At 68.6% G+C, this 14856-nt stretch carries 15 protein-coding genes and 1 pseudogene; 6 read left to right on the top strand and 10 right to left on the bottom strand.

Going from position 1 to position 14856, the window contains the following annotated elements:
• Window positions 1-2 precede the first annotated feature (2 nt).
• A complete protein-coding gene (locus AC0662_RS09415; RefSeq protein ID WP_452203617.1) occupies window positions 3-755 on the bottom strand; it encodes a phytanoyl-CoA dioxygenase family protein in 753 nt (250 codons plus the stop codon).
• 115 nt (window positions 756-870) lie between these two features.
• Between AC0662_RS09415 and AC0662_RS09410 the strand changes: the two genes are divergently transcribed.
• On the top strand, window positions 871-1233 hold the full coding sequence (locus tag AC0662_RS09410) for a hypothetical protein (protein ID WP_452203618.1): 363 nt from the start codon (window positions 871-873) through the stop codon (window positions 1231-1233).
• On the opposite strand, the gene AC0662_RS09405 is transcribed toward AC0662_RS09410, so the two are convergent.
• Complete coding sequence (locus AC0662_RS09405; RefSeq protein ID WP_452203619.1) at window positions 1201-2175, bottom strand: zinc-binding dehydrogenase; 975 nt, start codon at window positions 2173-2175, stop codon at window positions 1201-1203. The genes AC0662_RS09410 and AC0662_RS09405 overlap by 33 nt on opposite strands.
• A gap of 95 nt (window positions 2176-2270) precedes the next feature.
• Between AC0662_RS09405 and AC0662_RS09400 the strand changes: the two genes are divergently transcribed.
• Window positions 2271-3488 carry an ROK family protein gene (locus tag AC0662_RS09400; protein ID WP_478299614.1) on the top strand — a complete coding sequence of 406 codons (1218 nt, stop codon included), beginning with the start codon at window positions 2271-2273 and terminating at the stop codon, window positions 3486-3488.
• A gap of 328 nt (window positions 3489-3816) precedes the next feature.
• On the opposite strand, the gene AC0662_RS09395 is transcribed toward AC0662_RS09400, so the two are convergent.
• From AC0662_RS09395 to AC0662_RS09370, 6 genes are read right to left on the bottom strand one after another with little or no spacing between them, the layout of a single operon-like run.
• Entirely contained in the window at window positions 3817-5163 is a 1347-nt protein-coding gene (locus tag AC0662_RS09395; RefSeq protein ID WP_478299612.1) for a GH1 family beta-glucosidase, read from the bottom strand.
• The gene (locus tag AC0662_RS09390) at window positions 5160-6092 is read right to left on the bottom strand and encodes an aldo/keto reductase (RefSeq protein ID WP_478299610.1); all 933 of its coding nucleotides are present in this window, start codon (window positions 6090-6092) and stop codon (window positions 5160-5162) included. The genes AC0662_RS09395 and AC0662_RS09390 overlap by 4 nt, the downstream gene beginning before the upstream one ends.
• A complete protein-coding gene (locus AC0662_RS09385) occupies window positions 6089-6865 on the bottom strand; it encodes a VOC family protein (protein ID WP_478299608.1) in 777 nt (258 codons plus the stop codon). The genes AC0662_RS09390 and AC0662_RS09385 overlap by 4 nt, the downstream gene beginning before the upstream one ends.
• A gap of 48 nt (window positions 6866-6913) precedes the next feature.
• Window positions 6914-7738, bottom strand: coding sequence for a carbohydrate ABC transporter permease (locus tag AC0662_RS09380; RefSeq protein ID WP_452203624.1), 825 nt, complete (start codon window positions 7736-7738; stop codon window positions 6914-6916).
• Entirely contained in the window at window positions 7735-8697 is a 963-nt protein-coding gene (locus AC0662_RS09375) for a carbohydrate ABC transporter permease (protein ID WP_478299606.1), read from the bottom strand. The genes AC0662_RS09380 and AC0662_RS09375 overlap by 4 nt, the downstream gene beginning before the upstream one ends.
• A gap of 4 nt (window positions 8698-8701) precedes the next feature.
• Complete coding sequence (locus AC0662_RS09370; protein ID WP_478299604.1) at window positions 8702-10003, bottom strand: ABC transporter substrate-binding protein; 1302 nt, start codon at window positions 10001-10003, stop codon at window positions 8702-8704.
• Window positions 10004-10116: 113 nt separating this feature from the next.
• Here AC0662_RS09370 and zapE point away from each other — a divergent pair.
• The 3 genes and pseudogenes from zapE (at window position 10117) to AC0662_RS09355 (ending at window position 12298) form a co-directional block, all read left to right on the top strand.
• A pseudogene (zapE, locus tag AC0662_RS09365) lies at window positions 10117-11126 on the top strand (cell division protein ZapE).
• A gap of 123 nt (window positions 11127-11249) precedes the next feature.
• On the top strand, window positions 11250-11399 hold the full coding sequence (locus AC0662_RS09360) for a hypothetical protein (protein ID WP_478299602.1): 150 nt from the start codon (window positions 11250-11252) through the stop codon (window positions 11397-11399).
• A gap of 17 nt (window positions 11400-11416) precedes the next feature.
• On the top strand, window positions 11417-12298 hold the full coding sequence (locus AC0662_RS09355) for a polyphosphate kinase 2 family protein (protein ID WP_452203629.1): 882 nt from the start codon (window positions 11417-11419) through the stop codon (window positions 12296-12298).
• A 3-nt stretch (window positions 12299-12301) separates the two neighbouring features.
• On the opposite strand, the gene AC0662_RS09350 is transcribed toward AC0662_RS09355, so the two are convergent.
• Window positions 12302-13390, bottom strand: coding sequence for a Clp protease N-terminal domain-containing protein (locus AC0662_RS09350; RefSeq protein WP_478299600.1), 1089 nt, complete (start codon window positions 13388-13390; stop codon window positions 12302-12304).
• Complete coding sequence (locus tag AC0662_RS09345) at window positions 13390-13617, bottom strand: ribbon-helix-helix protein, CopG family (RefSeq protein WP_452203631.1); 228 nt, start codon at window positions 13615-13617, stop codon at window positions 13390-13392. Before AC0662_RS09345 ends, AC0662_RS09350 begins: the two co-directional genes overlap by 1 nt.
• Window positions 13618-13677: 60 nt before the next feature.
• Here AC0662_RS09345 and solA point away from each other — a divergent pair, with 60 nt between their 5' ends.
• Complete coding sequence (gene solA, locus AC0662_RS09340; RefSeq protein WP_478299598.1) at window positions 13678-14826, top strand: N-methyl-L-tryptophan oxidase; 1149 nt, start codon at window positions 13678-13680, stop codon at window positions 14824-14826.
• The last annotated feature ends 30 nt before the right edge of the window (window positions 14827-14856 follow it).

The raw sequence follows: 14856 nt of genomic DNA, 5'->3' as shown, positions 1-14856 counted from the left end.
CGTCAGCGCTCGGCGACGATCCGGCCGCCGGACAGGAACGGGTCGAACGAGCCGTGTGGCGACGTACCGTCCTTCGACGGGATGATCTCCCGCGAGTACTGCGCGAGGTACACGCGCCGGTTCCGGTCGGTGAGGTTCGGTCCACTGCGATGAATCACGACGCTGGAGAACACCACGATCGATCCCGCCGGGGCCGTCATCGGGACGCCGGGGTCGGAGCCGAAGTAGCAGACCCGGTCGTTCAGCTCGGGGTCGTGGATGTGCTTGATGTACGACCTGATCCCGGACCGCGAATACGGCAGCAGGTACACCGAACCGTTCTCCTCGGTGACGTCGTCCAGCGCGATCCAGCACGTCAGGTACGGCGCGTGGTCCTCGTGCACGTAGCCGGAGTCCTGGTGCCAGGCGAACGCCGTGTTCGGGTCCCCGGCCTTGATCACGTACTGCTCCCAGAACAGGTACGCGTCGTCGCCCAGCGTCGCGCGGCAGATCTCGGCCATCGTGTCGCTGAACAGGAACTGCCGCAGCTCGGGCCGGTCGTGGTAGATCATGCTGCTGAAGTACCGCTTGCCCCGGTGGTTGATGCCGATCGAGTCGGTCCCCGCCGCGTCCATCTGCGCGTCGAGTTTGTCGATCGAGTACTGCGCTCCGCCGCGGAGCAGCTCGAGTTGCTCGTCGGTGAGGGCCCGTTCCAGGACGAAGTACCCCTCCTCGTGGAACTGTTTCAGGTGTTCGTGGGTGACCAAGCCGCTCATCCTGCAGTCCTTCCGTCGGTTGCCCTCGACGGTAGGACGCGGCCCGGGGCGAGAGAATGTCTCGGTGCGACCTGGACATGAACGTTTTGGCGCCCTGCTGGGTACTGTGACCGACATGGGCGAGCGGACTGTCGTCACCGTCACCGACGGCCCGGTGACCCGGCTCGGCCAGATCGTGCTGGCCGGTGAGGTCCGCGACGACGAGCCGATCATGCCGTCCACCCTGCGGGTGCTGGACGCGTACGTGCTGTCCGTGCTGATCGATGGCGAGGGCAACTACCGTGACGCCGACGGGCGGGCCGAGCGGATCCGGCCGGGCGCGCACACGATCCTCCCGCCACCGGGAGATCGCACGCACTCTCGGCTTCGCCGACGAGTTCCACCTGTCGCGCCGGTTCCGGGCGCACTTCGGCGTCCCACCCCGCGATTACCGCCGCGGTTGAGGTCAGGTCAGGAGGACTACCTTGCCGGTGGTTGATCTGGTTTCCAGGGCTCGGTGTGCTGCGGCGGCGTCCTTGAGGGGGAAGGTTGTGGTTACGGCGTTCCAGCGGCCTTCGATCGTCTCTTCGAGGGCTGTTCTTTCGAGGGTGCGGAGTTGGCGGGTCAGTTTCGCGCCGAGGGCCCAGCCGGCGGTCAGGCCTCGGGTCATCAGGTCCTCGTGGGTGAACTGGATCGGGCCGCCGCCGGACCAGCCGAACATGAAGACCCGGCCGCCGGCGCCGAGCAGGTCGAAGGCCTGCTGGCCGTTGGTGCCGCCGACACCGTCGAGGAGGACGGTGATCTCACGGTCGTCCAGCTCTGCCTTCAGCTTGGCGGCCCACTCGGGGTCGCGGTAGTCGACGGCGTACTGCGCGCCCAGTGAGCGGACGAGCTCGACCTTCTCCGGACCGCCCGCCAGGCCGATGGCGATCGCGCCGACATTCCGGGCGGACTGGATCAGGTAACTGCCGATCCCGCCCGCGGCGGCTGTGACGAGTACGACGTCGTCCAGCGTGAGCCTGGCCTGCTGGAGGATCCCGGCGGTGGTGCGGCCGGTGCCGATCGCGGCGACCGCCTGAGCGGCGTCGACGTGGTCGGGGAGTTCGTAGAGCGAGTCGACCTTCGCCACCGCGCGTTCGGCGTACCCTCCTGGGACCATGCCGAGATGGACGACGACCCGCTTGCCGATCCACGACGGGTCTACGTCCGGGCCGGCCGCGGATACCCGGCCGGCGACCTCGCGGCCCGGGATGGTCGGCAGGTCGGGGACCGGGATCGGGCTGCCGCCGGTCGCGCCGGCCCGGATCATCGTGTCGACGAGGTGTACGCCGGCCGCCTCGACCTCGATCAGCACCGTTCCGGCGGTGGGGGAGGGCTCGGGGACGTCCTCGAGGACGAGGTTCTCCGCCGGGCCGAAGGCATGCAGTCTGATGGCTTTCACAGTCAGCAACGCTAGAACCTCAACAATGATTGAGGTCAACCACTGCCACTTCCTTACGTTGTGTACTAAAGTGCGCTCCGAGGGAGGGTGACGTGGTGAAGATTCTGAGAGGTGCGACCGCGCAGGAGACGCACAGCGCGATCCTGGACCTGATCCGCTCCAGCGGCACGGTCACCCGCGTCGACCTCGCCGACCGCTCCGGCCTGACCGGCGCGTCGATCTCCCGCGTGGTCAAGCGGCTGCTCGCCGACGGCCTGATCGTCGAGACCGGCTACGGCGACCCGACCGGCGGGAAACGCGCCACGTTGCTCCAGTTCAACCCACGCGCCCGGCACGCGGTCGGCATCGCGGTCGACACCCCGAGTACGACGTACGTCGTCACGGACATGAGCGGCCGGGTGATCGAGCAGTTGTCCTCGCGCGGGATCGGCAAGGACGCGCCGGCCACCGCCGTGCAGCGGATCACCGCCGAGCTCGAGGACCTGGTCGTGCGGGCCGAGATCGAGCCGTCCACGCTGGTCGGCGTCGGGGTCGCGCTGGCGGGCCGGCAGGGACGCGGTGGGACACGGCTGCTGCGGACGGATTCGCAGAAGTATGCGTGGGAGCCGTTCGCGGTGCGGGACACGCTGAAGGACGCGATCGACCACCCGGTCGTCGTGGAGAACGACTCGACCTGCGCTGCGATCGGGGAGTTCTGGGCCGGCCGGATCCCGTCGGCCAACGACTTCGCGACCGTCTACATGGCGGCCGGCTTCGGCCTCGGCCTGATGACGAACGGCGACGTGTACCGCGGATCGTCGTCGAACGTCGGCGAGATCGGCCACATGGTGCTCGACGTGAACGGGCCGATGTGCTGGTGCGGTGGTCAGGGCTGCCTTGAGAGCCTGGCGGCGCCCGCGGCGGTCGTCGCGCGCGCCGAGCAGGACGATTCGCTGGCCGACAAGCTCGGGCTCCGCGGCCGCCGTACGTCGGTCCGCTCGGACTTCGCGAAGATCGCCCGCCTCGCCGCCGCGGGTGACGCACGCTGCGTGGAGCTGATCGAGGAGTCGGCCACCTACCTGGCCAAGGCGCTGCTCTCGATCACCAACCTGCTCGACCTCGACCAGATCATCCTCGCCGGCCCGGGCTTCAGCGAGGCCGGCGACATCTACGTCCGCGTCGCGTCCCAGGAACTCAACCGGCTCTCGTTCGTCCGCGCCATGCACCCCACCCGCGTCGAACTCTCCAAGCTGGGCCCGAGCGCAGCAGCCCTGGGCGCCGCCTCGCTGGTCCTCCACACCCAACTAACCCCCCACCAAAACGCCCGAGCCTAACCCCGCCCCCGAACGCCTGCGCCTTCGCCAACTCCAGCGGCGGGCTGAGACCTCATGCGATGAGTGCGGACAGGGTGTGATGGGTGGAGACATGAAATACCAGATCCCCACCCATCACACCCTGTCCGAGCTCCGCTCACCCGCCCGCGCAGTCCGCCGCTCGGCGCGGGACCGCGCGCTTGGTGCGGCAGGAGTGCTGGGTGGGGCCACGTGTGGTGGGTGTGGACGCGTTGTGGTGGGTGTGGACCCGTTGTGGTGGGTGGGGACCTGAAATACCAGGTGCCCACCCACCACATCTTGTCTCAGGTCCCGACGGCGGCGCGAAGCGTTAGGCCAGGAAGTCCCTCAGCCAGTGGGCGCTCTTCTTCGGGATGCGCTGCTGCGTGGCGTAGTCGACGTACACGAGGCCGAAGCGGCGGCTGTAGCCCCAGGCCCATTCGTAGTTGTCGAGCAGGGACCAGGCGAAGTACCCCTTGAGCGGGAAGCCCTCGGCGACGAGGTCCTCGCAGACGGCGAGGTGCTGACGGAGGTAGTCGAGGCGCTCGTCGTCCTCGACCGTCCCGTCGGCGGTCAGCTCGTCGGGGTACGCCGATCCGTTCTCGGTCACGTACAGCGGCAGCTCGGGCGCCATCTTGTTGATGGTGACCAGGATGTCGCGCAGACCGCTCGCCTGGATCGGCCAGCCCATCTGGGTCCGGGGGAGTCCCGTGTCGACCGCAACGACGTTCTCGCTGCCCGGCTGGGTGGACGCGACCGGCGACGAGATCGGCCCGTCCGGCGCAGCGACCGTGGTCGGGCAGTAGTAGTTGACGCCGATGAAGTCCAGCGGCGCCGCGATCAGCGGGAGGTCGCGCTCCTGCGCCGCGAACCACTCGGTCGTCCCGGTGTCCTCCAGCACGTCCGCCGGGTAGCGCCCGGACAGCAGCGGGTCGAGGAACATCCGGTTCCGCAGCCCGTCGATCCGGCGCGCGGCGTCACGGTCGGCGGGGGAGTCGGATGCGGCGTGGATCGGCGCGGGGTTGAGCGCGATCCCGTACGTCCCGCCCTCGGAGCGGATCGCGTCGAGCGCGAGCCCGTGGCCGAGCAGGAGGTGGTGCACGGCCTTCAACGCGTCCGCGCCTTCGGTCCGCCCCGGCGCGTGCTCGCCGTTGCCGTACCCGAGGAACGCCGAGCACCACGGCTCGTTCAGCGTCATCCAGTGCTTGATCACGTCCGACAGACCGTCGTGCGTGACCGCCGCGTAGTCGCGGAACCGCTCGGCGGTGTCGCGCACGAGCCACCCGCCGGCGTCCTCGAGCGGCTGCGGCAGGTCCCAGTGATAGAGCGTCGCGTACGGCGTGACGCCGTTCGCCAGACAGGCCTCGGCCAACCGCCGGTAGAAGTCCAGGCCGGTCGGGTTGACCGCGCCCGAGCCGGCCGGAACAATCCGCGGCCACGCGATCGAGAACCGGTACGCCGTCAGACCGAGGTCGGCCAGCAGCCGGATGTCCTCGGCGAACCGGTAATAGTGGTCGTCGGCCACGTCACCGTTGGTGCCGTCCGCGATCCGGCCCGGCGTGTGCGCGAAGGTGTCCCAGATGCTCGGGCCGCGCCCGTCCGTGGAGACCGCGCCCTCGACCTGGTACGACGCGGTCGCCGCACCGAAGGTGAAACCGCGGGGGAAGCCGTTCGTCACGTCGTCTCCTTCTCGACCCAGTACTGCCGCTCGGGCACCAGGTTACCTAACCGGTTAAGCAGTGCCTCCGGGAGGTCGGCGTCCAGCGCCTTGGCCAACGCGTCGATCCGGGCGGGCTTGGTGAAACCGACGACCGTTCCGGCGATCCCGGGGTCGTCCACCGAGTGCCGCAGCGCGGCGGTCGCGAGATCGACGCCGTACTCCTGGCAGGCCTTGTCCATCTCCGCGACGGCCTCGAGCAGCGCCGCGGGTGCCTCGCGGTAGGCGTACTTCGTGGCGCCCGAAGGGTTCGCCAGGATCCCGCCGCCGTAGATCGCGGCGTTCACCACCGCGATGCCCTCGGCCCGGGCCCGCTGGAAGATGCGGCCGGCCGAGCGATCGACCAGGCTCCAGCGGTTGTGCACGAGCAGGACCTCGAAGCCACCGAGATCGAGGTACCGGGAAAGCTCCCGGGTGTCGCCGCCCGCGAGTCCGACGTGCCCGATCTCGCCGTCGGCGCGCAGCTGCATGAGCGTGTCGACCGCGTCCCGCATCGACTCGAACTCCCACGCCTCCGGGTCGTGCAGGTAGACCAGCGGCAGGTCGTCGAGCCCGAGCCGCTCCCTGCTCTCGGCGATGCTCGCGCGGACCCGGGCGCCGGAGTACTCCCCGTCCTTCGCGTCGACCTTCGTCGCGACCAGGAACCCTTCGGGCAGGCCGCCGTACTCGCGGATCGCCTGGCCGATCCGGCGCTCGCTCTCGCCGTCGCTGTACCCGTTGGACGTGTCGATCCACGACACCGGGCTGTCGAACAGGCGCAGTACCAAATCGACGGCCTGCTCGCGCGTCACGTCGTACCCGAAGACCGCGGGCATGCTGCCGAGGCCGCTGCCGCCGGCGCAGACGGGGGTGACGGACAGGCCGGTGTTTCCGAGAGTGCGCTTGATCATGCGCCGGAGCCTACGGCGTACGCGAAGCCGTCGGGGTCGACGTAGACCTTCGTCCCATCAGGTGAGGCGACGGCCGGGAGGTCCGGTGCGTCACCTGCAATCTCGGCGTACGCGAACCCGGCGACGTCGAGCTGTGGCTCGCGCGGCGCGGTGCCCACGTCGTAGGTGAACACCTCGAGGACGGTGTCGCCGCTCTTGAGGTAGCCGATGTGGAATCCGCGCTGGTCGTGCGGCTGCTCGATGGTGCCGATGAAGTCGAACCCGTGCCGGTCGTGGTAGTGCGCGCTGGTGGCGGCGCGGTCCGCGATCGTGATCGCGACGTGGTCGAACCGCGGCCGCTCCGGTACGCCGAGGGCCCGCTCGCGCGCGACCCCGTCCGGGTCCAGGATCTCGGCGTACTGCAGGTCGCCCTCGATCATCTCCAGCAGCGTGCCGTCGGGATCGTAGAAGAAACAGATCCGGACCTCGCCCTCGGCGTCGAGCGGGTCCAGTTTGAACTCAACCCCGGCCGCCTTCAGGACGCCGGCCCGCTCGTCGATCCGGTCCACCTTGAAGCCGACGTGCCGGAAACCGCGCTGCAGGTCGTCCGGCGACCAGGTGCTCTGCTCGCGGCCGTTGCCCACGGCCCGTAATTCGACTGTCGCGGTGACCGCGTCGAGGACGGCCCGCTCCGCGGTCGGCGTACCGATCACCTGGAGCTCGAGGAACTGCGTGTAGAACTCGACCGAGCGCTGCACATCGGTGCAGTTGACGACGACGTTCTTGATCGGCATAGACCCTCTTTCGCTTAGTTCTTGACGGCGCCTAGTTCTTGACGGCGCCTAGTTCTTGACGGCGCCGAGCATCATCCCGGCGACGAACTGCCGCTGCATCCGGACGTAGACGATCACGACCGGTACGACGGACAGCGTGAGGCCGGCGGTCAGCGCCGGCCAGTTCGTGGAGTACTGCCCCATCAGCGTGAACAACACCGGCTGCAGGGGAAGTGCGTCGGTACTGCGCAACACGGTGTTGGCGATCAGGAACTCGTTCCAGGTGGAGAGGAACTGGAAGATCACCACGGTCGCGATCCCCGGCCGGGTGAGCGGCAGGATCACGCGGCGGAAGATCGTCAGCTCGCTGCCGCCGTCCACCCGGGCCGCCTCGATCAGCTCGTCCGGCAGCGTCTGGAAGAACGCCCGCATCAGGAACATCGCGAACGGCGCCGACCCGGAGATGTACAGCACCAGCAGTCCGGCCTGACTGTCGAGCAGGCCGAGCGACTTGAGCTCGAGGTACAACGGGATGATCAGCGCCGTCGACGGCATCATCAGCGTCGTCAGGAGCAACACGAAAAGCGTGTTCCGGAACGGAAACTCCAGTTTCGCGAACGCGTAGCCGCTGAGCGTGGCGAACACCAGTACGCCGATCACCGTCACCGACGTGATCCACACGCTGTTCCAGAAATGCAGCGGAAAGTCGATCGACGTCCAGGCATCCTGGTACGCCGCTCCGGTGAACTTCCGCGGGATGATCGGCCCGTTGAAGATCGTGTTCTGTTCCCGTAACGAGGTGAACAGCATCCACACGAACGGAAACGCCATCAGGACACAGAACGGCAGCAGTACGAACGTCGCGAACGACTTTCCGAACAGCGTTTTCCTCATCGGTCCGCCCTCCGGGTCAGCCAGAGTTGCGCGATCACCGCGAGGGTGCAGAGCACCATCGTCACGACACTGAACGCGCTGGCGTACCCGAGCTGCGGGAGCGACCCGGACGTCGTACCGAAGGCCAATGAGTACAGATAGGTGCCGAGTACTTCGCTGGCGTGGTTGGGGCCGCCGCCGGTCATCACGAAGATCACGTCGAAAGCCTTGAACCCGTTGAGCAGCCCGAGGCTGACGATCAGTCCGGTGACGACGCGCAGACTCGGGATCGTGATGTGCCGGAACTGCTGGACGGTGTTCGCGCCGTCCATCGCGGCCGCCTCGTACAGGTTCGGGTCGATGCTCTGCAGGCCGGCGAAGTAGATCAGCATGGTGAACCCGAGGCCGCCCCAGACAGTCACCACGATGATCGCCGGCAGGACCGTCTTGTGGTCGGCCAGCCAGGGGTGCTGCAGGGTGTCCAGACCGATTGCCCCGAGCAACCGGTTGAGCGTTCCGATGTTCGGGTCGTAGATCAGCTTCCAGAGCACCGCCGACACGACGAACGAGACGATCCCGGGAATGAACAGGATCGTCCGGACGACGACACCGACCTTCGACCAGATCACGTTCACCAGGCCCGCCGTGACCAGACCGAGGAACGTCAGGATCGCGGTCGTCACGCCGGTCAGCACCAGCGTGACGATCAGCGCCCGGCGGGCGACCGGGTCGTGCAGCATCCGGCTGTAGTTGTCGAACTGCACGAACCGCGGCGCCCCGAACCCGCCCCACGACGTCAGGCTCAGGTACGCCGTGTAGAGGATCGGCCACAGCACGAAGGCCAGGAACAGTACGAAGGTCGGCGTGATGAACAGGTAGCCGGCCATCCGCTGCGACCGCCGCAGCGGAGACCCGAACCGGTACGCCGGGCGCGCGCCGGACCGCCGTACGACGTCCTCCCTCGACAGAGCTGTCGCCATCCGATCAGCCGCCCTTGGCGTTCTGGACCGCCTGCTGCATCGCCTTCGCGACCGCCGCCGGCTCGCCGCTGCCGTCGAAGATCTTCGCGAGCGGATCGCCGGCCGCCACCGACCCGGGACCGAACGGGATGTGCGGGCAGCCCTCGCCCTCGATCAGCCAGGACGTCATCTGCTTCATCATCGGCAGCTCGATCCGGTCCGCCGCGCTCTTGGTGGCCGGCATCGAGTTCGAGCCGTTCATCGTGGGGGAGTACTGCTCCGCGGAGTACATGAACTTCAGGAACTCCAGCGCCGCGTCCTTGTTCTTGCTGTTCTGCGAGATCGCCCAGCCGGCGCCGGCCTGGTTCGCGGTCCAGTGCTTCTTGCCGGGCGCGATCGCCGGCGTCTTCATCACCTTGTAGAGCTTGTTGAAGGCCGGTGACGCGTCCTTGGTCAGGCCCTGTGGCGTCCAGCTGCCGTTGAACAGCATCGTGGACTTCCCGGTGTAGAAGATCTGCGGCGCCTGGTCGCCGCTGGTGCCCGTCGTACCGGGTTGGAAGACGCCGGCCTTGACGATCTTCTGCTGCAGCTCGATCGCCTGGACCACCTTCGGGTCCTCGTACGTCGCGCCGTCCTTGAGCTGGTCGAGCTTCAGGTAGTACGTCGGGTCGTCGGCGACCTGCGTGATCAGCGGCAGGAAGAAGTCCAGCGAGCTGGTCGTCGGGTTGCAGCTCAGTGCCACCGGGTGCTTGCCGGTCTTGCGGATCTTCGCCGCCGCCGCGATCAGGTCGTCCCAGGTCTCGAGCTCGTCCTCGCCGACACCGGCCGCCTTCAGCAGGTCGGGGTTGTAGAACAGCCCGAACGTCTGCGCCATCCAGCCGACGGCGTACTGCTTGCCGTCCAGCGTGTACTCCTGGTTGGCCGAGTCGAAGAAGTCCTTCAGGAAGTCGTCGCCGAGCTCCTGCTTCAGGTCGGCGGAGATCCCGCCGGTGCCGTACGTCAGCGCCCGCGTGTGCGGCGCGAAGATCTCCGGTACGTCGCCACCCGCGACCGCGGCCTGCAGCGCGGGCAGGTACTGGTCCGGCGTACCGAAGATCCGGTTCTCGATTGTGATGTTGCTGTGCGCGGCCTCGAACGCGCTGATCAGCTTCGGGAACTGGTCCTCCTGGTCGTTGTACCAGGACCACATCCGGACCACGGCCTTCCCGCCGCTGGTGGTGCCGCCCCCGCTGTCACTGCCACCGCAGGCGGCGAGCGCGGACCCGAGGCCGAGCGCGCCCACTGCGCCTTTCAGAACTGTCCGCCGCCGCACGTGCTCTTCGCCCATCGGAGACTCCTCGTCGTTCGCCTCACGAACTCCTACTCAACTTCCCAACTGAAAGTAAGAAAGCGGTCAAGGTCACAGCAGGCTTGACTTTGGTGGGCCCTAGGGTTGGGCGCATGGTGGTGCGGTTGAGTGAGCGGCGGCCGGAGGTGAGTCCGGACCGGCTGTTGTCGGAGTGCGTTCCGCCGCCGCGGTTCGCCGAGGTCCGGTTCAGCACGTACCGCCCGGATCCGGACGAGCCGTCGCAGGCGGCGGCGCTGACGGCGTTGACGGCGCGCGCGGAGCTGCTCGCCAAGCCGCGGCCGACGACGTCGCTGTGGTCGCGGTTCCGGGGCCGCACCGAGCGGCCGGACAAGCCCGGCATCTATCTCGACGGTGGCTTCGGTGTCGGTAAGACGCACCTGCTCGCCTCGCTCTGGCACGAGGCGTCCGGACCGCGGATGTACTGCACGTTCGTCGAGCTCACGAACCTCGTCGGCGCGCTCGGGCTGCGCACTGCGGTCGACGCGCTGTCGTCGTACCGGGTGATCTGTATCGACGAGTTCGAGCTGGACGATCCGGCGACACGATGCTGATCTCGCGGTTGCTCGGGCAACTGGTCGCGGCCGGGGTCGAGCTAGCGGCGACGTCGAACACGCTCCCGGACAAACTCGGTGAGGGCCGGTTCCAGGCGTCCGACTTCCTCCGCGAGATCCAGGCCCTCGGCGCGAACTTCGACGTACGGCGGATCGACGGGCCCGACTACCGCCATCGCGGGCTGCCGGTGGCGCCGGAGCCGTGGACCGACGCGCGGGTCGAGGAGGAGTCCGCGACGCGGGCGAACGCGTCCTGCGACCACTTCGTCGACCTGCACCGCCACCTGGCCGAGCTGCACCCGAGCAAGTACGGCGCGCTGCTCGACGGTGTGGAAGCCGTTGGCATCACCGACATCCGGCCGCTCACCGACGAGAACGTCGCGCTGCGGGTGGTGGTGCTCGCCGACCGGATGTACGACCGCAGCCTGCCGCTGCTCGCGAGCGGCGTACCGCTGGACCAGCTGTTCTCGGCCGAGATGCTGAAGGGTGGCTACCGCAAGAAGTACCTGCGCGCCCTGTCCCGGTTGATCTCGCTCGCACGCGCTGCCTGACCCGCGCCCCCTCGCCGCGTGCTTCATTGGCGCCATGATCGCGACCGGGCTGCAGCCGCGCGAACGCGACCGGTCCGGCGGACGCTGGATGGTGCGCGTCGCGGCATACTACGACGCCACCGATTGCCCGAGCGGTACGGCGACTGCCTCTCGCTGCTCGGCCGCCTGCTGGGGAGCCTCGTGTCGCTCGTGGTGCGTGCCGCCGTGATCGCCGTGATCGAGATCGTCTTGTGGCGGCGTCGCCGTCGGAAAGACGGTGAAGTCGCGGACTGATGCGGCAGGATGTGGAGATGGCGAAGCAGAAGAAGGGCTCGAAGGCGGACGGCAAGGAAGCCGGTGGGGGACTGCGCGAGCAGTTGCGGGTGCCGGTCGGCGAAGTGGACCTGACGACGTACGACACGCGCGCCACGCCCGGGTTCGACGGATCCAAGGACGACGGCAAGCTCGCCCTGGACGGCCTCGGGGCCGAGATCTCGGACTGGCAGGAGCGGCTGTTCGCCGAGGGCCGCAGCGGCGGGGAACGCAGCGTCTTGCTGGTGCTGCAGGGCATGGACACCTCCGGCAAGGGCGGCGTGATCCGGCACGGCGCGGGGCTGATGGACCCGCAGGGCCTGAAGATCACCTCGTTCAAGGCGCCGACGCCGGCCGAGAAGCGCCGCGGGTTCCTCTGGCGGATCAAGCAGGCCCTGCCCGGCCAGGGCATGATCGGGATCTTCGACCGGTCGCACTACGAGGACGTCCTGATCGCCCGGGTCCGCGAACTCGTCACGCCGAACGTGTGGGACCGGCGGTACGGGCAGATCAACGACTTCGAGGCCGAGCTGACCGGCGCCGGCGTGACGATCGTGAAGTGCTACCTGCACATCTCGCCGGACGAGCAGCGCACCCGCCTCGAGGCGCGGCTCGACGACCCGACCAAGCACTGGAAGTACAACCCCGGCGACGTCGACGAGCGCAAGCTCTGGCCGGACTACATGGACGCGTACCACGCCGCGCTCCAGCGCTGTAACACGCCGGAGGCGCCCTGGTACGTGATCCCGAGCGACCGCAAGTGGTACCGGAACTGGGCGGTCACGACGATCCTGCTGGAGACGCTCAAGGAGCTGAACCCGGAGTGGCCGGTCGCCGACTACGACGTCGACAAGGAGAAGAAGCGCCTGGCCGCGACCTGAGGCTCAGCTGTCGGGGTCGATCCCGTGCCGGCGCAGCAGGTCGCGCAGCCGCGCCACCTGCTCGTGCAGGCGTTCGTTCTCGTCGAGGACCGCGTTCAGCTCGTGGATCAGGTGGTGCCGGCGCCCGTACGTCGTCCACGTCGGCCCGTCGGTCACCTCCTCGGCCACCACAGCTTCCGACCGCTGACGGCGGCTGAGACGCTCTTCGAGTTTGCGGCGGACCTGCTCGGTGTCGGTGGCGAGCTTGGTGATGATCTGGCCGCCGACGCCGTCCCCGTCGTGCAGTACGCCGAGCAGCAAATGCTCCGGCCCGACCTGCTCCGCTCCACGCGCCCGCGCCTCGCGCCAGGCGAACTCGAACGTGCTCTTCGCCCGCGGCGTGAACGGGATCGATCCGACCGCACCGCCCGCGCCGCGACCGATGATCTCCACGACGAGATCGCGGACCGCCGGAGCCGTGATCCCCAAGTCGGCCAGCACCCGGGCCGCGAGACCGCTGCCCTGCTTGATCAGACCGAGCAGCAGGTGCTCGGTCCCGATGTACACGTGGTCGAGGCTGCGCGCCTCCTCCTGCGCCAGCACGATCACCTGCCGGGCCGGATCGCTGAACTGTTCGTACATCTCGAGTCCCCTCCACCACTCCTGCTCGACGTCGAAGGTCAGTACGTCCTGCTCGAGGAGCAGGTCGATGCGCAGGTGCTCCTCCAGGTCCTCGGCGGACACCGGTCGGTGCTCGAGCCGGCTCCGGATGAAGGCGGCCGCCTCTTCGTGGCTCGCGTCCCCGGCCGCGATCCGGTCGAGCAGCTCGTCGACATCCGCCACCGGCTCCAGTTGCAGCTCGGCCCGGTTCATCGAGACGAACTGCAGAACGACGGCGACCGCGACGACCCGGTTCGCGCCGTCGAACGGTCGGGCCCGCACCAGACCGGCCAGCAACACCCCAGCCGCCTGGGCCAACCCATTGGTCATCCGTACGCCGTCCAGCACGCGATCGATCGCGTCGAGATTCGACCGGCGAACGACATCGTCGGACCCGCAGCGCAGGATGCGGGCGGCGACCGCGAGGACGTCGTACCGACCGAGGTAGCGCATCAGTCGTCTCCACGGAGCTGGCGCAGCGACTCCTCGTGCCGGACCAGGTTCTCCTCGAGCAGGCGGCTGAACTGGCTGTCCTGGCGACGCTGGTCGACGAGCGCCGCGATCGCCTCGCGCGCCACGTCGGACACCGAGCGGCCCTCCACCGAGGCCACGGTCTGCAGTCGCTCGGCCAGCTCGGGGTCGAGTCGCAGCAGGATGTTCTTGGTCGCGTCCTTCGCCATAGATAGCAAGATATCACGCTAGCTGTTGGTGGCGACCTTGGCGTCTGCGAGGGTTGGTGGATGCGGACGGATGTCGTGGTCGTCGGGTTGGGTGCGTTCGGGTCGGCGGCGCTGTGGCGCCTCGCGGCGCGCGGCGTGGACGTGGTGGGGATCGAGCGGCAGGCGATCGGGCATCCGCTGGGGTCGTCGCACGGGACGACCCGGTTGTTCCGGGTGGCGTGCATGGAGCATCCAGGGCTGACCGCGATCGCTCGGAAGTCGCTGGCGTTGTGGACCGAGCTGGGGGAGCGCACCGGGCAGACCTACGTTCGCCAGACCGGATCACTCAACGTCGGCGGGCCGGCCAGCCGTCCCGTGGCGGGTGCGCGGCAGGCGGCGACCGCGGCCGGAGCCGCCATCGCCGAACTGACCCATGAGGAGCTGTCTGCGCGCTTCCCGCAGTACGCGCTGGAGGACGGCGACGTCGCGATCTTGGACCCCGCGGCCGGGATCTGCCTCGCCGAGCCGACAGTACGGGCGCAGGTCGCGGAGGCGGAGCGGTTGGGCGCGACCGTCTACCCGCACACGATGGTGACCGGGATCGACCTGCGGGCCGATCGAGTGACGGTGCGGACGCCGACGATCGAGATCGAGGCGGAGCAGGTCGTGGTGTGCGCCGGCGCGTGGCTCGGGAACCTGGTTCCGGGGCTGCCGCTGTCGCCGCGGCGTACGCCGATGTTCTGGTTCCAGCCGGCGGATCCGGAGTCGGAGGCGTTCCGGCTGGAGAACTTCCCGGCGTTCATCTGGGAGTTCTCGGACGGGCGCGGGCTGTGGGGCCACGGGTCGGGCGAGGGGTTCGGCGTGAAGGTCGGGCTCGACGGTGGGCGGCACGTGAGCGGGTTCGACGCCGACGATCTCGATCGCTCGATCCGTCCGCTCGACGACATCGCCGAGTTGGCCGCGGCGGTCAGCCGGGCGTTCCCGGGGCTGGATCCGGCGCCGGTGCAGGCGATTCCGTGCATGGTGACCGAATCGCCAGACGGTCAGTTCCTGGTCGGGCGGCACGACGAGCGGCTGCTGATCGCCGGTGGCGACAGCGGACACGGGTTCAAGCACTGCGCCGGCATCGGCGAGCTACTGGCTCAAATGACGACGAAGGAGACGCCGTACACCGACGTCTCCTTCATCGCTCCGAACAGGTGGACCGCCAGCACTCACCAACACCGCTGACCGGCCAGGTCGCACGCTCACGATGCGCTC

Source organism: Kribbella sp. NPDC043289 (assembly GCF_056436705.1).
Note: the sequence above shows the minus strand (reverse complement) of the source record. Positions and strands in the feature narration are given on the sequence as shown.